Genomic DNA, 18,687 nt, shown 5'->3' on the forward strand with positions numbered 1-18,687 from the left:
GCGAGCCCGCCAGGCCGGCGCTCCTTGCCCCCGCCCGGCGAGCCCGCCGGGGCAGCACTCCCTCCCCCGCCCGGGGGAGTCCACCAGGGCCGAATGCGCCCGCGCGACGACGCGTCGGCCGCCCCCGCCCGGCCAGCATCGCCCCATGCCGAGAATCTCCGCACTGCCCGATGTCCCCCGCTGGGCCGTCCTCGCCGCCCATGCCGTGCCCTGGCTGACGCTGCCCTCCGGGCTGTGGCGGGTGGCCCTGGTGGCCGAGCTGCCCGTCGCCGCGCGGGAGCAGAGCGGCGCCGGCGAGGCCGCGTACATCCTGATGCTCAGCCTAGTGTCCGAGGGGCTCGCGTTGCTCACGCTCGGTCTGGTGCGTGAGTGGGGTGAGATCGTCCCGGGCTGGGTACCCGTGCTGGGCGGGCGGCCGGTGCGTCCGCTCGGCGCCGTCGTCCCGGCCCTGCTGGGCGCGGCGGGGCTCTTCTGCCTGCTGGGCTGGGCCTGCTACGTACAGATAGCCGGATTGGGGAGCGAAACGGGTGTGACGGACAGTACAGCGCAAACCGCCCTGCTTGTGTTCTGCTATATACCGCTGATCGCCTGGCCGCCCTTGCTGATAGCGGTCGCCCTCGCCTACTACCGGCGAAGGACGGCTTACGCATCCCCCGTGGCGGCGTGAATATGTACCCATCCCGATCAGCGGCCATGCGCCACGAGGCCAAAGTTTCTTCCCCTATCGGGCTGAACTTTTGTTGATCGTGGGTCAGTTGGCCGTTGCATCGCCCTACCCTTCAAAGGGTGAACCAACTGATGTCCTGTGCGACCGAAGAGGTGTCCGACGGCTTGTCCGCAATGGAGTGCGAACTCACGGAAACGCTCCCCGGCGAGCTGCCCGAAGCGCTGCGTGCCGAGCTGGTCGCCTTCCGTCGCGACCTGCACATGCACCCGGAGCTCGGCAACCAGGAGTTCCGCACCACCGCGGCGATCAAGGCCCGCCTTGAGGAGGCGGGCCTCGCGCCCCGGGTACTGGGCGGCGGCACGGGCCTCGTCTGCGACGTGGGGAGCGGCGCGCACAGCGGCGCGCGCCCCATGCTCGCCCTGCGGGCCGACATCGACGCCCTGCCGATCCCCGACACCAAGCTCGGCGTGCCCTACCGCTCCACGGTGCCCGACCGCGCCCACGCCTGCGGCCACGACGTGCACACCACCGTCGTGCTCGGCACCGGCCTGGTCCTCGCCGCCATGGCACGCGAGGGGACGCTGCCCTTCGCGGTGCGGCTGATCTTCCAGCCCGCGGAGGAGGTCCTGCCGGGCGGCGCCGCGCAAGCCATCAAGGAAGGCGTCCTCGACGGCGTCGGCAAGATCATCGCCCTGCACTGCGACCCCCGCGTCGACGCGGGCCGCATCGGCCTGCGGCACGGCCCGATCACCTCCGCCTGCGACCGCCTGGAGGTCTCGCTCGACGGGGCCGGCGGACACACCGCGCGCCCGCACCTGACCACGGACCTGGTCACGGCCGTCGCCAAGGTCGCCACCGAGGTCCCCGCCGTGGTCGCCCGCCGTACCGACGCCCGCTCGGGCCTCTCGCTGACCTGGGGCCGCATCGAGTCCGGCCACGCGGCGAACGTCATCCCGCAGCACGCCGAGCTGTCCGGGACCGTGCGCTGCCTCGACCTCAAGACCTGGCGGGAGGCGCCCGACCTGGTGCACGACGCCGTCCAGGAGATCGCCGGCCTCTACCGCGCCAAGTCCGACGTCACCTACGTCCGCGGCGTCCCGCCCGTCGTCAACGACGGCGGCGTCGCCGACCTGCTGCGTGACGCCATGGTCGAGCGGTGCGGCATCGCCTCGGTCGAGGACACCGAACAGAGCCTCGGCGGCGAGGACTTCTCCTGGTACCTGGAGCACGTGCCCGGCGCCATGGCCCGGCTCGGCGTGCGCAGGCCCGGGGAGCGCACCGTCCGCGACCTCCACCAGGGGGATTTCGACGTGGACGAGTCGGCCATCGCGGTCGGCGTCGAACTCTTCACCGCCGCCGCCCTGTTGGACCACGCGCGCGCCGGGGAGTGAGGACGCGCGGGAGCACGCCGGGGACTCAGGACGCGGGGGAGCGGGCCGGGGCGTAAGACGAGCGAGGCCGGCATTCGCGGGCTTCGGCACGAATGGGTAACGGCCCCGCGAAAACCCGTTCCCCTCCCTTTCTACGCGCGTTAATGTGCGCCGAAATCCGCGCCGTCAACGGCGTGTTGGGAAATGTGAGGGGTGCGTCCTGTGCGTCGTGTATCAAGACTTTCCCAAGTGGCCGTGGCGGTGGCGTCGCTCGCCCTCGCCGCTTCGGCGTGCGGCAAGACCAGCAGTGAGGCCTCGCGGGAGGACGGCGGCAAGGAGGAGGGCTCCGGCACGTCGTCCTCGTACCAGGGCAAGGGGATCGGCCTCGCGTACGACATCGGCGGGCAGGGCGACCAGTCCTTCAACGACGCCGCCTACGCGGGCTACAGCAAGGCCCGCGAGGAGTTCGAGATCGGCGGCGTGGACATGGAGCCGGGCGACGGCGAGTCCAGCGCCGACAAGGTCCAGCGGCTCGAACAGCTCGCCAAGCAGGGGTACGACCCGGTGATCGGCGTCGGTTTCGTCTACGCGCCCGCCGTGGAGGCGGCCGCGAAGAAGTTCCCGAAGACCACCTTCGGGATCATCGACGACAACACCGTGCAGGCGGACAACGTCGCCGATCTGGTCTTCCACGAGGAACAGGGCTCCTATCTGGCGGGCGTCGCCGCCGCGAAGGCCAGCAAGGCCAAGCACGTCGGATTCGTCGGCGGCGTGGACATTCCGCTGATCCACAAATTCGAGGCCGGATTCGTGCAGGGCGTGAAGTCCGTCGACCCCGAGATCGAAATCGAGAAGCGCTATCTGACGGAGAAGCCCGAAGAGGGCGGTTTCTCCAGCCCCGACAAGGGCCAGAACGCGGCGAGCGGCCAGCTGGAGGCCGGCGCGGACGTGATCTACCACGCGGCCGGGCTCTCCGGTCAGGGCGTCATCCAGGAGGTCGGCTCGCAGAAGAAGTGGGCGATCGGCGTCGACTCCGACCAGTACAAGCAGAAGGCGCTCGCCAAGTACAAGGACCACATCCTCGGCTCGGCCTTCAAGGATGTCGGCGGCGCGGTGTACGACCTGACGAAGTCGGTCGTCGAGGGCAAGCCGATGAAGGGCGAGCAGCGCTACGACCTGGAGTCCGGCCGCGTCGGCTTCGCCGACTCCAACCCGAGGTACACGGCGATGAAGGACGTCGTCGCCGCCGTGGAGAAGGCCAGGAAGGACATCATCAGCGGCAAGGTGAAGGTCCGGACGGCTCCGTAGGCCACCGGCCCGCCCGGGACCCCGCGAAGGTTGTACGTAGCACCTTCCCCGCGTGCCTCCCGCCGTTGTACGTAGTACGTCCTGCGGCGCCTGGGCGCCTCCCATCTGGGGGGCGCCCACCGCGCGTTCAGGCCACGGACGCCTGGTGGCCACAGCTCGATAACGGACCGGACAGAAGGGTTCTTATGTGAGGTCTACGCGCGTTACGCTGCGGCGAAATCAGCGCCGGGTAGGCGCTCGTACCTGCTTGTGCTTGCTTCCCTCAAGGAGTTCGTTCCTATGCGCCGGGTGTCTCGAATAGCTGTCGCGGGCGCCGCGACCGCAGCCCTCGCCGTCTCCGTCTCCGCCTGCGGCGGCACGTCCAGCGACGCCGCCAAGGACGACAAGAACAAGGGCGTCGCCCTCGCCTACGACGTCGGCGGCGCCGGCGACCAGTCCTTCAACGACGCCGCGACCGAGGGCATGAAGAAGGCCGCCAAGGAGTTCAAGACCGGCGAGAAGGCCGTCGAGCCGGTCGACGGCGAGTCGGACGCCGACAAGGCGCAGCGCCTGACGCAGCTCGCCAAGCAGGGCTACAACCCGGTCATCGGTGTCGGCTACGCCTACGCCCCGGCCATCAAGGAGGTCTCGGCGAAGTTCCCGAAGACCTCCTTCGGCATCGTCGATGACGAGACCGTCAAGGCCGACAACGTCTCCGACCTGGTCTTCAGCGAGCAGGAGGCGTCCTACCTCGCGGGCGTCACCGCCGCCAAGGCGACCAAGTCCAAGACCGTCGGATTCGTCGGCGGCGTGGACGTCCCCCTCATCCACAAGTTCGAGGCGGGCTTCGCGCAGGGTGTCAAGGACACGGACCCCAAGGTCAAGGTCGTCAAGCAGTACCTGACCGAGAAGGCCGAGGACGGCGGCTTCACCAGCCCCGACAAGGGCAAGACCGCCGCCCAGGGCCAGATCGAGAAGGGCGCCGACGTGGTCTACCACGCCGCGGGCCTCTCCGGTCAGGGCGTCATCGAGGCCGCCGCCGCCAAGAAGATCTGGGCGATCGGCGTCGACTCCGACCAGTACAAGCAGAACGCGCTGGCCAAGTACAAGAAGTACATCCTCACCTCGGCGACCAAGGACGTCGCGGCCTCGGTGTACAACCTGGCCAAGGCCGTCGAGGACGGCAAGGCCAAGGGCGGTGTCGTCCGCGCCGACCTCAAGTCGGGCGGTGTCGCGCTCGCCGACTCCAACCCGGAGTTCCAGAAGATGAAGGACGTCCGGGCCGCGGTCGCGAAGGCCGAGGCGGGCATCAAGAGCGGCAAGATCAAGGTCGACTCCACGCCGTGACCGCCTGAGCGGCGGGCCGACCGCCGTGACGGCAGCGTGATTCTCGTGTGACGGGGTGTGGGGGACGATGGTCCACCCGCGCCCCGTTCGCGCGGGCCACGCCGTGACGTCCGCCGTACGGGGTGATCCCGTACGGGGGACGACCAGCACCACCCAGCAGCACCAGTAGCAGGGGCACTGCGCGCGTAGGCGGCCCCTTTCCTTCAGGCACCCCCGAGGAGAGTGCGCCATCGACGCGTCCACCAACCCTCCGCCCGTCGCCGTCGAACTCGCCGGCATCACCAAGCGGTTCCCCGGAGTCGTGGCCAACCACGACATCCACCTCACCGTCCGCAAGGGCACCGTGCACGCCCTGGTCGGCGAGAACGGCGCCGGCAAGTCGACGCTGATGAAGATCCTCTACGGCATGCAGAAGCCGGACGAGGGCACCATCGCCGTCGACGGCGAGCAGGTCGCCTTCGCGGGCCCCGCCGACGCCATCGCCCGCGGCATCGGCATGGTGCACCAGCACTTCATGCTCGCCGACCAGCTGACGGTCCTGGAGAACATCGTTCTCGGCAGCGAGAAGCTGCACGGCATCGGCGGCGCGGCCCGCCGCGCGATCCTCGACCTCTCCGACCGCTACGGCCTCGGGGTGCGCCCCGACGCGTACGTGGAGGACCTCGGCGTCGCCGACCGTCAGCGCGTGGAGATCCTCAAGGTCCTCTACCGCGGCGCCACCACGCTGATCCTCGACGAGCCGACGGCCGTGCTCGTGCCGCAGGAGGTCGACGCGCTCTTCGACAACCTCCGCGAGCTCAAGTCCGAGGGCCTGTCCGTCATCTTCATCTCGCACAAGCTGGGCGAGGTCCTGTCCGTCGCCGACGACATCACCGTCATCCGGCGCGGCACGACCGTCGGTACGGCGATCCCCGCCGAGACGACGCCGCGCCAGCTCGCCGAGCTGATGGTGGGCAGCGAACTGCCCACCCCCGAGACGGCGGAGTCCACGGTCACCGACCGCCCGATGATCCAGGTGGAGGGCCTCAGGCTGCTCGCCGAGGGCGACTCGGGCCGCGCCCTGCTGGACGACATCTCCTTCACGATCCACGAGGGCGAGGTCCTCGGCATCGCGGGCGTCGAGGGCAACGGCCAGACCGAGCTGATCGACGCGCTCATCGGCCTCAAGCACGCCGACTCCGGCGTGATCCGCATGGCGGGCGAGGACATCACCGCCGTGCCGACCCGCAAGCGGCGCGAGGACGGCATCGGGTACATCCCCGAGGACCGCCACCGCCACGGCCTCCTCCTGGAGTCCCCGCTGTGGGAGAACCGCATCCTCGGCCACGTCACGGAGCGGCCGAACGCGCGCGGCTTCTGGCTCGACCCCAAGGCCGCCCAGGCCGACACCCGCCGCATCGTGCAGGAGTACGACGTCCGTACGCCCGGCATCGACGTGACGGCCGCCTCGCTGTCCGGCGGCAACCAGCAGAAGCTGATCGTCGGCCGCGAGATGAGCCACAAGCCGCGCTTCCTGATCGCCGCCCACCCCACCCGCGGTGTGGACGTCGGCGCGCAGGCGCAGATCTGGGACCAGATCCGCGAGGCCCGCCGCGAGGGCCTGGCCGTCCTGCTGATCTCCGCGGACCTGGACGAGCTGATCGGCCTCTCCGACACCCTCCGCGTGATCTACCGCGGCCGGCTCGTCGCGGACGCCGACCCGGCCACCGTCACCCCGGAGGAGCTGGGGTCGGCGATGACGGGCGCGGCCTCCGGCCACCTGGAACACACCGAGCCCGGTGACGGCTCACAGGAGGACGAGACCCGATGAAGAAGTTCGACAAGGAGCGCGTGCTCCTCGCGGTGGCCGCCCCGGTCATCGCGCTGGTCGTGGCCGTGGCGCTGACCTCGGTCGTGCTGCTCGCCTCGGGCAAGAGCCCGATCGAGCCGTACACCCTGATGCTGAAGCAGATCTCCTACTCCGACGTCCAGGTCCTGACCATCAACCAGGCCGGCATGTACTACCTGGCGGCGCTCGCGGTGGCCATCGGCTTCCGCATGAACCTGTTCAACATCGGCGTGGACGGGCAGTACCGCCTCGCCGCGGTGGTGACCGCCGTCGTCGGCGCGCACGTCGCGCTGCCCGCCGCCCTCCAGATCCCGCTGCTCATCGTGGTCGCCATGCTCACCGGCGCCTCCTGGGCCGGCATCGCGGGCCTGCTCAAGACCACGCGCGGGGTCAGCGAGGTGGTCGCCACGATCATGCTCAACGCCATCGCGACGAGCGTCATCGGCTACCTCACCCTCACCGACAACTTCGGCGTCCCGGTCGGCAACAACCAGACCACCGGCGTGATGAAGGAGTCCGGCTGGTTCCCCGGCATCAAGCTGGCGGGCGGTGAGGTCTACGGCTTCGTCTTCGTCGCCGTCCTCGCCGGCGTCCTGTACTGGCTGGTCCTCAACCGCACCCGCTTCGGCTTCGACCTGCGCGCCACCGGCGCCTCCGAGTCCGCCGCCGCGGCCTCCGGGGTGAACGCCAAGCGCATGGTGCTCACGGCCATGCTGATCTCCGGCGGCGTCGCGGGCCTCTCGGGCCTGCCGATCCTGCTCGGCGACACCCACACCTACAGCCTCAGCTTCCCCGCGGGCCTCGGCTTCACCGCCATCGGCATCGCGCTGCTCGGCCGCAACAACCCGGTCGGCATCGCGTTCGCCGCGCTGCTGTGGGCCTTCCTCGACAAGGCCTCACCCGCCCTGGACTACGCCACCCCGGTCGCGTACGACAAGGAGATCGCGGTGATCATGCAGGGCCTCATCGTGATCGCGGTCGTCGTCTCCTCCGAGGCCGTCCGCCGCTGGGGCCTGCGCCGCCAGCAGCGGCGCGTCGGTGAGGAACTGGCCGCCGCCGCCCGGGCGAACGCCAACAACGGCAACAACGACTCCGTGAAGGAGGTGGCTGCCCGATGAGCACGGCATCCGTCGCCAAACCCCCGGTCAAGCAGCCCGCAGCGGGCCGCCGCCGCATCTCGCTCCCCGTCCTCCTGCTCTGCGTCGCGGGCGTCCTGGTGCTGACCTCGCTGGTGCGCGTGATCACCGGCGCCGACGGCATCACCTCCACCGGACAGATGTCGACGGCCCTCAAGCTGGCCGTGCCGATCGGTCTCGCGGGCCTCGGCGGCCTGTGGGCCGAGCGCGCGGGCGTCGTCAACATCGGCCTTGAAGGCATGCTGATCCTCGGCACCTGGTTCGGTGCCTGGGCCGGCTTCCAGTGGGGCCCGTGGGCGGGCGTCCTGTTCGGCATCCTCGGCGGCGCGCTCGGCGGCCTGCTGCACGCGATCGTGACGGTCACCTTCAACGTCAACCACATCGTCTCCGGTGTGGCCCTGAACATCCTCGCCCTCGGCGTCACCCGCTACCTCGCCACCTTCGTCTTCGAGGGCGAGGAGGGCGGTACGTCGAAGCAGTCCCCGCCCGTCGAATCCCTCGGCGACTTCTCCGTGCCGGGCCTGTCCGACTGGCTCATGGACCTCAACGGCAAGCACTGGTTCCTGGTCTCCGACCTCGCGGGCCTGTTCGGCGGGCTGTTCACCAACCTCTCGCCGCTCACCGTGGTCGCCGTCGCGCTGGTCCCGCTGAGCTGGTGGGTGCTGTGGCGCACCTCGTTCGGCCTGCGGCTGCGCTCCTGCGGCGAGAACCCCATCGCGGCCGAGTCGCTCGGCGTGAACGTCTACAAGTACAAGTACCTGGCCGTGATCATCTCCGGCGGCTTCGCCGGCCTCGGCGGCGCCTTCCTCTCGCTGGTCGCCTCCAACATCTACCTGGAGGGCCAGACCGGCGGCCGCGGCTACATCGGCCTCGCCGCGATGATCTTCGGCAACTGGATGCCGGGCGGCCTCGCGCTCGGCGCCGGCCTGTTCGGTTACACCGACAGCCTGAAGCTGCGGGGTGGCGGCACCAACGTCCACGCGCTGCTGCTGCTCCTCGCGATCCTGCTGGTCATCGGCGCGATCTACCTCGCCTGGCGCAAGCGGTACGTGCCCGCGGTGATCACCGCGGCCATCTCCGCGCTGATGTTCCTGTGGTACGGCTTGACCGACGAGGTGCCCAACCAGGTCGTCACCGCCACGCCGTACGTGGTGACCCTGCTGGTGCTCTCGCTCTCCGCCCAGCGCCTTCGGATGCCGAAGGCGGACGGCATGCCGTACCGGAAGGGACAGGGCAAGTGACGACCACCGCCGACACCGACTGGGACGCCCTGCGGGAGGCCGCGCGCGAGGCCATGTCCCGCGCGTACGCCCCCTATTCGGGCTTCCCCGTCGGCGCCGCGGCGCTGGTGGACGACGGCAGGACGGTCGTCGGCTGCAACGTGGAGAACGCCTCCTACGGCCTCGGCCTGTGCGCCGAGTGCGGCCTGGTCTCCCAGCTACAGTTGACCGGCGGTGGCCGCCTCACCCACTTCACGTGCGTGGACGGCAAGGGCGAGATCCTGATGCCGTGCGGCCGCTGCCGCCAGCTCCTGTACGAGTTCGGCGGCCCCGAACTGCTCCTGGAGACGGCCTCGGGCGTGCGCACGCTCGCGGACATGCTCCCCGACGCGTTCGGCCCGCAGCACCTCAACTGACGCCTGGCCCCGCATCCTTGGAGATCTTGGCTGCGGGGCCACCTTCAGCTCACGGCTCTATGCGCGTAGAGTCGGCCCATATCTCCGTACGCCGCTGTACTGCTGGAAGGACCGCCATGGACGTCATCTCCGTCATCCGCACCAAGCGCGACCGGGGCGAGCTGAGCGACGAACAGATCGACTGGGTCATCGACGCGTACACCCGCGGCGCGGTCGCCGACGAGCAGATGTCGGCCCTGGCGATGGCGATCCTCCTCAACGGCATGAACCGCAAGGAGATCGCCCGCTGGACCGCCGCGATGATCGCGTCCGGCGAGCGCATGGACTTCTCCTCGCTCTCCCGCCCGACCGCCGACAAGCACTCCACGGGCGGTGTCGGCGACAAGATCACGCTGCCGCTCGCCCCGCTGGTCGCCGCGTGCGGCGCGGCCGTCCCGCAGTTGTCGGGCCGGGGCCTCGGCCACACCGGCGGCACCCTGGACAAGCTGGAGGCCATCCCCGGCTGGCGCGCGTTGCTCTCCAACGAGGAGATGCTGAACGTCCTCGACTCCGTCGGCTCGGTCATCTGCGCGGCGGGCGACGGCCTCGCCCCCGCCGACAAGAAGCTCTACGCCCTGCGCGACGTCACCGGCACGGTGGAGGCCATCCCGCTGATCGCCTCGTCCATCATGTCGAAGAAGATCGCCGAGGGCACGGGCTCGCTGGTCCTGGACGTGAAGGTCGGCACCGGCGCCTTCATGAAGAACATCGAGGACGCGCGGGAACTGGCGTCCACGATGGTCGAGCTGGGCACCGACAGCGGCGTGCGCACCGTCGCCCTGCTCACCGACATGTCGACCCCGCTCGGCCTGACGGCGGGCAACGCCCTTGAGGTCCGCGAGTCCGTGGAGGTCCTGGCGGGCGGCGGCCCGGCGGACGTCGTCGAGCTGACCCTGGCCCTCGCCCGCGAGATGCTGGACGCGGCCGGCCTGAAGGACGCCGACCCGGCGAAGGCGCTGGCCGACGGCTCGGCGATGGACGTGTGGCGCCGGATGATCGCGGCCCAGGGCGGCGACCCCGACGCGAAGCTGCCGGTGGCCCGCGAGACGCACGTGGTCAAGGCCCCGACGTCCGGCGTCCTGACCCGGCTCGACGCGTACGGCGTCGGCGTCGCCGCCTGGCGCCTGGGCGCCGGCCGCGCCCGCAAGGAGGACGTCGTCCAGGCCGGCGCGGGCGTCGAGCTGCACGCCAAGCCGGGCGACACGGTCGAGGCGGGCGCGCCGCTGATGACCCTGCACACGGACACCCCGGAGCGGTTCGAGTACGCGCTTCGGTCGGTGGAGGGCGCGTACGACATCGCCGCCCCGGGGACGGACTTCTCGGCGCCGCCGATCGTGCTGGACCGGATCGGCTGACAGCTGGGCCCGCGCTGCTCTGACCAGGGCTTACTCGTACGGGTGAACGGGATCGGTGGACCGCCGCCGGTCCCGTTCGGCATGCTGGGATCGGTGACGCACCGATAGAGGAGACCGCCATGAGCGCACTCACCGTAGGCCACGGATCCGGCCAGGACTGGGACGACCTCGTCCGGCTCTGGGAGGAGATGGAGTGGCCCGAGGGCAGCAAGGTGGAGATCATCGAAGGGGTCATCACCGTGTCGCCCAGTCCTGCCAATTACCACAATCTCATCGCGGAGAAAGTGCACCGCCTGCTGTACTCCGTGCTTCCGGATGACTGGGGCGTCTACCAGACGCTGTCCCTCGCGGTGCCGTCGAAAGCCGGCATGTTCGTCCCCGACCTGGTCGTGGTCCCGCTGGCCGACATCGACGGGCCGGAGACGTACGTTCCGGCCGGCGCCGCCGAACTTGTGGTCGAGGTGACGTCCCCCTCCAACGCCCGCCACGACCGCGTCAGCAAGCCCGCCGCCTACGCCGCCGCCGGCATCCCCCTCTACCTCCTCATCGACCGCTGGGCCCCCGGCGGCCCCACCGTCACCCTCTACGGCGAGCCCCGAGGCGGCGTCTACCGCCTCCTGAGCGCCTGCAAGTTCGGCGAGACCATCAAGCTGCCCGCCCCCTTCGACCTGCCGATCGACACCAGCGCGTTCCCCGGGGACTGACGCGGGCATGCCCATCGCGGGGGCGAGGACCGATGAGTTCCGTCCGCCGCGCCGGTCCACCCTGCGTGGCCGATTCCGAAGCGAACCTCATCCATGTCACGGGGCCCCTGCGCCCGGCCGACGTCCCGTCCCTGTGCGAGCGGGTCGCCGCCGCCCGGCACGGGCCCGGCGACGGCGCGAGCAGGGACGTCGTCTGCGATGTCTCCGGCGTCACCACCGCCGACCTCGCCACCGTCGACGCCCTCGCCCGGCTGCACCTCGCCGCCCGCAGGGCCGGGGCCCGGATCCGCCTGCGGAACCCCGCCCCCGCGCTGCTGTCCCTCCTCGGGCTCGTCGGCCTGGTCGAACTGCTCGGGCTAGCCGTCGAGGTGCAGGGGCACCCCGAACAGCGGGAACCACCGCTCGGTGTCCAGGAAGCAGTGGAAGCCGGCGATACGGCCCTGTGAGATCTCGATGACCTGGATCGACCACGGCATGAAGCCGCCGTTGTCCGGGTCGGGCTTGTACTGGGCGAAACCCGGCGAGCCGTTCACGTCCACCGGGATCAGACGGCCGTCGGCGCAGGCGGCGCCCATCGTGGCCATGAAGCCGGTGATGTCCGCCGTGCCCCGCAGCCACAGGTCGAACGGCGGCATCGTCATGACGGCGTCCTCGGCGAGCAGCGCGGTCAGCGCCACCATGTCGTACCCCTCGAAGGCGGCGACATAGCGCTCCAGGAGCTTCTGCTGCTCCTCGTCCAGCGGATCGGAGACGGCCGTGTCGTCCTGCGGCCGCTCCGCGAGCGTGGCGCGGGCCCGCTGGAGCGCGCTGTTCACCGAGGCGACCGAGGTGTCGATCAGCTCGGCGACCTCACTGGCCTTCCAGGCGAGGACCTCCCGCAGGATCAGCACCGCGCGCTGCTTGGGCGGCAGGCTCTGCAGGGCGGCGACGAACGCCAGGCGCACCGACTCCTTGGCGACGGCGGCCTCGGCGGGGTCACTGGGCGTGGGCAGCACACGGGCGTCCGGCATCGGCTCCAGCCAGGTGTTGTCCGGGCGGGGGGTGAGCGCCGCCTGGGCCAGCGGGGCGGCGGCCGTCAGGTCCATGGGGCGGGCGCGGCGGTTGCCGGCGTTCAGCATGTCCAGGCAGACGTTCGTCGCGATGCGGTACAGCCAGGAGCGGACGCTGGAGCGGCCCTCGAACTTCTCGAAGCTGCGCCAGGCGCGGACCATCGTGTCCTGCACGGCGTCCTCGGCCTCGAACGCGGAACCGAGCATCCGATAGCAGTACCCGGTCAGTTCGACCCGGTACTTCTCCAGCGTGACGTCCAGATCGGTCGTCGTCCCTGCGATGTCGCCCATCCCCACCCACCCCTGCGGCTACCGGCGCCGGACCACCTTGAGGCCCGACACAACGGAAGCTACCGCAGCCCACCGACAACGGCCCACGGAGTGGGATAACCCGCAGGTGAAATCAGCAGGAGCGGGCGATGAGGCCGCGCCGGCGCTCCGCCCGCGCCGCGTGCGAGCCCCATACGGTCACCGACACGACGCCGAGCACCGCGAACAGCCCGAGCGCGACGGTCCCCGCCCAGCCGCCCGAGTGGAAGGCGACGGCGCCGAGCGTGCCGCCCGCGCTGGAGCCCAGGTAGTACGCCGACTGGTAGAGCGCGGAGGCCTGCGCGCGGCCCGTGGTGGCCGTACGGCTCACCGACGAGGACGCCACCGCGTGCCCCGCGAAGAATCCGGCGGTGATCAGCACGAGTCCCAGCAGCACCAGGACCAGCGACGAGGACAGGGACATCAGCAGCCCGCCCGCCGTGGTGCCCACCGCCAGGTACAGCGCCCCGCGCCGCCCCAGCCGGGCCACCAGCTTCCCGGCGGCCGCCGAGGAGACCGTGCCGACGAGGTAGACCAGGAAGATCGAGCCGATGACACCCTGGGGGAGCGAGAACGGCGCCTCGGTGAGCCGGTATCCGATCACGGTGTAGACCGCGCCGAACACGGTCATGAACAGCGCCCCGATCGCGTACAGCCTGCACAGCAGCGGGTCCGACAGATGTGTGCGGACCGTCCGCGCCAGCGACCTGGGGGTCGGCGAGCCCGGCGTGAAGTGCCTCGGCGCGGGCAGCAGCGCGCGGAAGGCCACCGCGCAGAGCACCGCCACGACGCCCACCACGGCCAGCGCCGCACGCCAGCCCCAGGCCTGCGCGACCCAGCCCGTGACGATGCGGCCGCTCATCCCGCCGATGGAGTTGCCCGCCACGAACATGCCGATCGCGCCGACCAGCGCCTTGGGCCGCACCTCCTCGGCGAGGAACGCCATCGCGGACGCCGGGAGCCCCGCGAGGGCCGCGCCCTGCACGGCCCGCAGCGCGATGAGCACCTCGACCGACGGGGCCAGGGGCACCAGGAGGGCGACCACCACCGCGACGCCCAGCGACGCGGTCATCATCGCGCGCCGCCCGAAGCGCTCGCTGAGCGCGCTCAGCGGCAGGACGAGGAGAGCCAGTGCGCCCGTGGCCGCCGAGACCGTCCAGCTCGCCGTGCTCGCGCTCGCGCCGAAGTCGGCGGAGAGCAGGGGGAGCAGGGCCTGCGTGGAGTAGAGGAGGGCGAAGGTGGCGACGCCCGCGAGGAAGAGCGCGAAGCTCATCCGGCGGTAGCCGGGACCGCCCGGGAACAGTCGGGAATCGGCGGCGGGGGACGACGGGGTGAGGGCGTCCGCGTGGAGGGCGGACGCCCCGCTACTGGCGGGAGGCATGCCATGAACGTACGATCCGCATTTTGATGCGTCCAATGCATGGAATCGCCATAATCGTTCCCATGCCGCATCAGCAGAGGTCACAGCAGCGCCTGTCACGCGACAGTGACGTGGAGGACATCGTGACGCTGCTCGCGCCGCGCCTCGCGTACTTCGCGGGCGTCGCCCGCACCGAGCACGTCACCCGCGCCGCGCAGGAGATGCAGATCCCCCAGTCGACGCTCTCCCGCGCCCTCGTACGGCTCGAACGCGACCTGGGCGTCGACCTGTTCGCCCGCCGGGGCCGCACCGTCTCGCTCACCCCCTCGGGCCGCGCCTTCCTGGCCTCGGTCGAGCGGGCGCTCGGCGAGGTGGAGCGCGCCGCCGAGTCGGTGCGCGCCGACGCCGACCCGGCCTCGGGCAAGGTCGCCTTCGGGTTCTTGCACACCATGGGCTCGGAGACCGTGCCCGGCCTCATCCGCGCCTTCCGCGCCGACCATCCGAGGGTGCGCTTCAGCCTCGTGCAGAACTACGGCGAGGCGATGCTGGAGCGCCTGCGGGCGGGGGAGCTGGACCTCTGCCTCACCTCACCCGTGCCCGACGCCCCCGACCTGGTCGCCCGCCGCCTCGACGAGCAGCGGCTGCGCCTGGTCGTGCCGGACGACCACCGCCTCGCGTCCCGCAAGCGCGTGCGCCTGGCCGAGGCCGCCGACGAGGCCTTCGTGACCCTGGAGCCCGGCTACGGCCTGCGCCGCATCACGGACGACCTCTGCCAGGAAGCGGGCTTCAAGCCCCGCGTGGCCTTCGAGGGCGAGGAGGCGGAGACCCTGCGCGGCCTCGTCGCGGCCGGCCTCGGCGTCGCCCTGCTGCCGCCGCCCGCCGTGCCCCGCCCCGGAGTGGTGGAACTGACGGTGACCGGCCAGCGAGCGGTCCGGGAGATCGGCGTGGCCTGGCTGGACGGCCACCCGGACACACCACCGGTGGCGGCGTTCAAGCAGTTCCTGCTGAGCAGAAAGGGAAAACTGCTGCCGGAAGCGGGCAACAGCCCGTCCGGCGCTTGAGGACGAACTCGGCGAAGCCGGTGATGACCGCGCCTCACACCCGGGGGCTCACCGCCGAAGCGACCGCCCGAACCCCGAGGCGAGCGGCATCCGCAACCCCAGGGGCGGCGGCGCCGCGAGGGCGTCCCGCAAGGGCCGCGCGAAGTCCTCCCCGAAGAGCGTGCCCCGTACGAAGTCGGAGGCGAGCGCCAGGACTTCCGCGTGGTGCTGATGCAGCCGGTGCCCGTCGGAGTGCACCTCGAACCGGCACACGTCACGGTTGGCCTTCTTCGCCCGCGCCGCGAGCCGGAACGACAGCTCGGGGTCGGTCCGCTCGTCGTTCGTGCCGTGCACGATCAGGACCCGCCGCCCCGCGAGCTGCCGCACCGGCTCCGGCGGCGCCGCCACATCGTCCTCGGGCAGCCAAGGGGCCAGCGCCAGCACGGAGTCGACCGCCGGATGCCCCGCCGCGCGCAGCGCGGCCCGGCCGCCCATGTCCACCCCGGCGAGACAGACGGGGACGTCGCCGTACAGCCGTACGATCTCGTCCGCGGCCCAGGCGGCGTCCTCGGCCGGCTGGGCCCGCACGCCGTTCCAGCCCCGGCAGCGGTAGCGCACGACATGCGTGGCGAGGCCCGCCGCGCGCCCGTCCCGCGCGAGGCGGCGTCCGAGCGCGCGCACGGCGCCCGCCGCGAGCGGCGATGGTCTGCGGGTGGAGGTCTCGCAGCCGCCGGGCAGCAGCAGGACCGCGCCGCCCACCGCGGAAGGTGCCGTGCCGATCACGCGCCCGAGCCGCGGCGCGTCCGTGGACCGCGCCGTCCCTTGGTGTGCCATGACAGAACAGTGTCAGAAGGCCCGGTGTACGCCACCCGTCCGCAGGGTCACTGTTACGTATCGACCAGTGAGTTCTACGCGCGTAGGCGTTAGAGTGCCGAAATGACGAGCCAGACCATCAAGGGCGGTCACACGGACCGCGAAACGCCCAGCGCCGAACAGATCCGCCGCGCCCCCAAGGTGCTCCTCCACGACCACCTCGACGGCGGCCTGCGCCCCGGCACGATCGTCGACCTCGCCCGCGCGTGCGGGTACGAGGGACTGCCCGAGACCGACCCCGACAAGCTCGGGATCTGGTTCCGCGAGGCGGCCGACTCCGGCTCCCTGGAGCGCTACCTGGAGACCTTCGCCCACACCTGCGCGGTGATGCAGACCAAGGACGCCCTGCGGCGCGTGGCCGCCGAGTGCGCCGAGGACCTCGCCGAGGACGGCGTGGTCTACGCCGAGATCCGCTACGCCCCCGAGCAGCACCTGGAGGCCGGCCTCACCCTCGAAGAGGTCGTCGAGGCGGTCAACGAGGGCTTCCGCGAGGGCGAGCGCCGGGCGAAGGACAACGGCCACCGCATCCGCGTCGGCGCCCTGCTCACCGCCATGCGGCACGCCGCCCGCGCGCTGGAGATCGCCGAGCTGGCCAACCGCTACCGCGACCTCGGGGTCGTCGGCTTCGACATCGCGGGCGCGGAGGCGGGCTTCCCTCCCACCCGCCACCTGGACGCCTTCGAGTTCCTCAAGCGCGAGAACAACCACTTCACGATCCACGCGGGCGAGGCCTTCGGCCTGCCCTCGATCTGGCAGGCCCTCCAGTGGTGCGGCGCCGACCGCCTGGGCCACGGCGTGCGGATCATCGACGACATCGAGATCGCCGACGACGGCACCGTCAAGCTCGGCCGCCTCGCCTCCTACGTACGGGACAAGCGCATCCCGCTGGAGCTGTGCCCGACGTCCAACCTCCAGACGGCCGCCGCCAGCTCCTACGCCGAGCACCCCATCGGGCTGCTGCGGAAGCTGCATTTCCGGGCCACGGTGAACACCGACAACCGGCTGATGTCGGGCACCAGCATGAGCCGCGAATTCGAGCACCTGGTCGACACCTTCGGCTACACGCTCGACGACATGCAGTGGTTCACAGTCAATGCGATGAAATCAGCGTTCATTCCTTTCGATGAACGCCTCGCCATGATCAGCGAGGTGATCAAGCCCGGCTACGCCGAGCTGAAGTCCGAATGGCTGTTCCGCCAGACCGTCCCGACCAGCGCGTCTGTGGCGGATTAGCCGGCCTTTTCGCGTCTGTCGCGACGATATGGCGGCCGGGTGCGTGTCACCCGGCCGCTTTTCGCGGTCCCCTGCCCGTGATCCGGGATGCGCGCGGTCGTTGAACCCCGCAGATCCCCGTCATCGAATTCGCAAGGACGCATTCAAGATGAAGCAGTCTGCCGCCAAGACCCTCGGTGTCGCCGCGCTCGGTGCCGTCTTCGCCGCCGCCGGTGCGGGCGGCGCGAGCGCCGCCGCCGGTCTCCCGGATGCCACCTCGGCCCTGGGTCCGGTCAGCTCGGTCCTTCCGCTGGAGCAGGCCGCCAAGACGCTCCCCGCCGGCGCCCCCCAGTCCCTCGCCGCCGCCCAGAACGCCGTCGCCGGCGGCCTGACCGCCACGCAGCCCGCCCTCGACAAGGCCGCCCCCGAGAGCCTGGCGCCCCACGGCAAGGGCCCCGGCGGCCCCGCCGCCCCGCTCTCCGGCCTGCTCGGCGGCGTGCCCCTCGGCGGCACCGGCCTCAACGGCCTGCCGCTCGGCTGAGCCCCGCCCGCGCGACGCACGCGAAGGGCGCCCCTCCCGGCAGGAGGGGCGCCCTTCGCGTGGCGTCACCAGGCCTGGCGGACCTTGTCCTCGGAGGGCAGCAGGATCCACAGGGCGATGTAGAGCAGGAACTGCGGGCCCGGCAGCAGGCAGGAGACCACGAAGATCACCCGCATCTTGGCCGCGGACATGCCGAATCGCCGGGCCAGGGAGGCGCACACGCCGCCGATCATCCGGCCGTGGGTGGGGCGGGCAAGGGCACTCATGTCGGGCTCCTTCACAAACCGTCGGGACCGAGGCTCTCTGTGTACCCCGATACCTCAAAGCTACGGTTGCCAAGTACCCCAAAACATCGCTCTACGGTGCGATCCCGACCCTGGGAATCGTCGGGGTCGACCCCTGAGAGGCCTCCTCCCGCAGGAGGGCCGTGACATGCGCGGGATCCGTCCGGCGACGCAGCCACGTCCGGGCGCAGGGCACCACGGCGACATGCGCGACGGCGACCCCGAAGGTGTTCAGGAGCAGCGAATCGATGTCGACGACCTGCCCCGGCACGCCGGTCTGCAACAGCTCGATGCCGAGCGAGAGCAGCGCCCCGGCGGCGACCGTGCGCACCAGCGAACCCCACGGCGAGACGACGAGCCGCCCGCCGGCCAGGGGCAGCAGCACCCCGAGCGGGGCGAGCAGCAGCACCGCCTCACCGATCCGGCGGGCCGCCTGGAGGCCGCCGAGCGCCAGATCCGCCTTGATCCCGGCCAGCGGCCGCAGATTCGCGGCGCTCACCCAGGGCACGTCCAGCGGACGCAGCGTGATCCATCCGACGAGCAGAAGATGTGCGACGAGGAGGAATCCCCCTGCCGCACGGAAGCGGATGGCGGCAGTACGGCCGCCCGAGCCTTGACGCACGCCCCCCAAGACGCCTCAGGCGGCAGGA

At 71.3% G+C, this 18,687-nt stretch carries 19 protein-coding genes; 14 read left to right on the forward strand and 5 right to left on the reverse strand.

Translation table 11 applies throughout. From position 1 onward, the window contains the following. Positions 1-145: 145 nt before the first annotated feature. The 11 genes from ACZ5GP_RS29515 to ACZ5GP_RS29565 all read left to right on the forward strand — a co-directional run bounded on the left by ACZ5GP_RS29515 (position 146) and on the right by ACZ5GP_RS29565 (position 11,815). Positions 146-667, forward strand: coding sequence for a hypothetical protein (locus tag ACZ5GP_RS29515; protein ID WP_468753751.1), 522 nt, complete (start codon positions 146-148; stop codon positions 665-667). 173 nt (positions 668-840) lie between these two features. Further along, positions 841-2,058 carry an amidohydrolase gene (locus tag ACZ5GP_RS29520; RefSeq protein WP_468753884.1) on the forward strand — a complete coding sequence of 406 codons (1,218 nt, stop codon included), beginning with the start codon at positions 841-843 and terminating at the stop codon, positions 2,056-2,058. A 201-nt stretch (positions 2,059-2,259) separates the two neighbouring features. Further along, positions 2,260-3,345: a BMP family lipoprotein gene (locus tag ACZ5GP_RS29525; protein WP_468753752.1), complete on the forward strand. Its 1,086-nt coding sequence runs from the start codon at positions 2,260-2,262 to the stop codon at positions 3,343-3,345. Positions 3,346-3,624: 279 nt separating this feature from the next. Beyond that, positions 3,625-4,671, forward strand: coding sequence for a BMP family lipoprotein (locus ACZ5GP_RS29530; protein ID WP_358585296.1), 1,047 nt, complete (start codon positions 3,625-3,627; stop codon positions 4,669-4,671). Positions 4,672-4,900: 229 nt separating this feature from the next. Next, a complete protein-coding gene (locus tag ACZ5GP_RS29535) occupies positions 4,901-6,481 on the forward strand; it encodes an ABC transporter ATP-binding protein (RefSeq protein ID WP_468753885.1) in 1,581 nt (526 codons plus the stop codon). Beyond that, positions 6,478-7,617, forward strand: a complete 1,140-nt coding sequence (locus ACZ5GP_RS29540) for an ABC transporter permease (RefSeq protein ID WP_468753753.1) — start codon at positions 6,478-6,480, stop codon at positions 7,615-7,617. The genes ACZ5GP_RS29535 and ACZ5GP_RS29540 overlap by 4 nt, the downstream gene beginning before the upstream one ends. Continuing rightward, complete coding sequence (locus tag ACZ5GP_RS29545) at positions 7,614-8,876, forward strand: ABC transporter permease (protein ID WP_468753754.1); 1,263 nt, start codon at positions 7,614-7,616, stop codon at positions 8,874-8,876. Before ACZ5GP_RS29540 ends, ACZ5GP_RS29545 begins: the two co-directional genes overlap by 4 nt. Continuing rightward, positions 8,873-9,271: a cytidine deaminase gene (locus ACZ5GP_RS29550; protein ID WP_358585302.1), complete on the forward strand. Its 399-nt coding sequence runs from the start codon at positions 8,873-8,875 to the stop codon at positions 9,269-9,271. The genes ACZ5GP_RS29545 and ACZ5GP_RS29550 overlap by 4 nt, the downstream gene beginning before the upstream one ends. Positions 9,272-9,387: 116 nt before the next feature. Then, the gene (locus ACZ5GP_RS29555) at positions 9,388-10,665 is read left to right on the forward strand and encodes a thymidine phosphorylase (protein ID WP_468753755.1); all 1,278 of its coding nucleotides are present in this window, start codon (positions 9,388-9,390) and stop codon (positions 10,663-10,665) included. 119 nt (positions 10,666-10,784) lie between these two features. Beyond that, on the forward strand, positions 10,785-11,369 hold the full coding sequence (locus ACZ5GP_RS29560) for a Uma2 family endonuclease (protein ID WP_468753756.1): 585 nt from the start codon (positions 10,785-10,787) through the stop codon (positions 11,367-11,369). A gap of 65 nt (positions 11,370-11,434) precedes the next feature. Continuing rightward, on the forward strand, positions 11,435-11,815 hold the full coding sequence (locus tag ACZ5GP_RS29565) for an STAS domain-containing protein (protein ID WP_468753757.1): 381 nt from the start codon (positions 11,435-11,437) through the stop codon (positions 11,813-11,815). Here the strand turns inward: ACZ5GP_RS29565 and ACZ5GP_RS29570 are convergent. Both ACZ5GP_RS29570 and ACZ5GP_RS29575 read right to left on the reverse strand, forming a co-directional pair. Further along, positions 11,726-12,709 (reverse strand): sigma-70 family RNA polymerase sigma factor, encoded by a 984-nt coding sequence (locus ACZ5GP_RS29570; RefSeq protein WP_468753758.1) that lies wholly within the window; start codon positions 12,707-12,709, stop codon positions 11,726-11,728. The two genes, ACZ5GP_RS29565 and ACZ5GP_RS29570, sit on opposite strands and share 90 nt — an antisense overlap. 112 nt (positions 12,710-12,821) lie before the next feature. Further along, positions 12,822-14,108: an MFS transporter gene (locus ACZ5GP_RS29575; RefSeq protein WP_468753759.1), complete on the reverse strand. Its 1,287-nt coding sequence runs from the start codon at positions 14,106-14,108 to the stop codon at positions 12,822-12,824. 62 nt (positions 14,109-14,170) lie between these two features. On the opposite strand from ACZ5GP_RS29575, the gene ACZ5GP_RS29580 reads away from it, so the two are divergent. After that, complete coding sequence (locus ACZ5GP_RS29580) at positions 14,171-15,148, forward strand: LysR family transcriptional regulator (RefSeq protein WP_468753760.1); 978 nt, start codon at positions 14,171-14,173, stop codon at positions 15,146-15,148. Positions 15,149-15,196: 48 nt separating this feature from the next. Here ACZ5GP_RS29580 and ACZ5GP_RS29585 read toward each other — a convergent pair whose 3' ends face one another. Continuing rightward, on the reverse strand, positions 15,197-15,961 hold the full coding sequence (locus tag ACZ5GP_RS29585) for an alpha/beta hydrolase (protein ID WP_468753761.1): 765 nt from the start codon (positions 15,959-15,961) through the stop codon (positions 15,197-15,199). A 102-nt stretch (positions 15,962-16,063) separates the two neighbouring features. On the opposite strand from ACZ5GP_RS29585, the gene ACZ5GP_RS29590 reads away from it, so the two are divergent. Together ACZ5GP_RS29590 and ACZ5GP_RS29595 are read left to right on the forward strand one after the other, a co-directional pair. After that, the gene (locus ACZ5GP_RS29590) at positions 16,064-17,233 is read left to right on the forward strand and encodes an adenosine deaminase (RefSeq protein WP_468753762.1); all 1,170 of its coding nucleotides are present in this window, start codon (positions 16,064-16,066) and stop codon (positions 17,231-17,233) included. Positions 17,234-17,381: 148 nt separating this feature from the next. After that, complete coding sequence (locus ACZ5GP_RS29595) at positions 17,382-17,753, forward strand: ATP-binding protein (protein WP_468753763.1); 372 nt, start codon at positions 17,382-17,384, stop codon at positions 17,751-17,753. A 65-nt stretch (positions 17,754-17,818) separates the two neighbouring features. On the opposite strand, the gene ACZ5GP_RS29600 is transcribed toward ACZ5GP_RS29595, so the two are convergent. Both ACZ5GP_RS29600 and ACZ5GP_RS29605 read right to left on the reverse strand, forming a co-directional pair. Then, positions 17,819-18,019 (reverse strand): PspC domain-containing protein, encoded by a 201-nt coding sequence (locus ACZ5GP_RS29600; RefSeq protein ID WP_358698992.1) that lies wholly within the window; start codon positions 18,017-18,019, stop codon positions 17,819-17,821. A 91-nt stretch (positions 18,020-18,110) separates the two neighbouring features. Next, the gene (locus tag ACZ5GP_RS29605; protein ID WP_468753764.1) at positions 18,111-18,659 is read right to left on the reverse strand and encodes a VanZ family protein; all 549 of its coding nucleotides are present in this window, start codon (positions 18,657-18,659) and stop codon (positions 18,111-18,113) included. Positions 18,660-18,687 lie beyond the last annotated feature (28 nt).

Source organism: Streptomyces sp. NPDC031466 (assembly GCF_055581265.1).

Coding starts and splice junctions, on each gene's coding strand:
- ACZ5GP_RS29515 (WP_468753751.1), top strand. CDS start 146: ATGCCGAGAATCTCCGCACTGCCCGATGTCCCCCGCTGGGCCGTCCTC.
- ACZ5GP_RS29520 (WP_468753884.1), top strand. CDS start 841: ATGGAGTGCGAACTCACGGAAACGCTCCCCGGCGAGCTGCCCGAAGCG.
- ACZ5GP_RS29530 (WP_358585296.1), top strand. CDS start 3,625: ATGCGCCGGGTGTCTCGAATAGCTGTCGCGGGCGCCGCGACCGCAGCC.
- ACZ5GP_RS29540 (WP_468753753.1), top strand. CDS start 6,478: ATGAAGAAGTTCGACAAGGAGCGCGTGCTCCTCGCGGTGGCCGCCCCG.
- ACZ5GP_RS29545 (WP_468753754.1), top strand. CDS start 7,614: ATGAGCACGGCATCCGTCGCCAAACCCCCGGTCAAGCAGCCCGCAGCG.
- ACZ5GP_RS29555 (WP_468753755.1), top strand. CDS start 9,388: ATGGACGTCATCTCCGTCATCCGCACCAAGCGCGACCGGGGCGAGCTG.
- ACZ5GP_RS29560 (WP_468753756.1), top strand. CDS start 10,785: ATGAGCGCACTCACCGTAGGCCACGGATCCGGCCAGGACTGGGACGAC.
- ACZ5GP_RS29570 (WP_468753758.1), bottom strand. CDS start 12,709: ATGGGCGACATCGCAGGGACGACGACCGATCTGGACGTCACGCTGGAG.
- ACZ5GP_RS29575 (WP_468753759.1), bottom strand. CDS start 14,108: ATGCCTCCCGCCAGTAGCGGGGCGTCCGCCCTCCACGCGGACGCCCTC.
- ACZ5GP_RS29580 (WP_468753760.1), top strand. CDS start 14,171: ATGCCGCATCAGCAGAGGTCACAGCAGCGCCTGTCACGCGACAGTGAC.
- ACZ5GP_RS29585 (WP_468753761.1), bottom strand. CDS start 15,961: ATGGCACACCAAGGGACGGCGCGGTCCACGGACGCGCCGCGGCTCGGG.
- ACZ5GP_RS29590 (WP_468753762.1), top strand. CDS start 16,064: ATGACGAGCCAGACCATCAAGGGCGGTCACACGGACCGCGAAACGCCC.
- ACZ5GP_RS29595 (WP_468753763.1), top strand. CDS start 17,382: ATGAAGCAGTCTGCCGCCAAGACCCTCGGTGTCGCCGCGCTCGGTGCC.
- ACZ5GP_RS29600 (WP_358698992.1), bottom strand. CDS start 18,019: ATGAGTGCCCTTGCCCGCCCCACCCACGGCCGGATGATCGGCGGCGTG.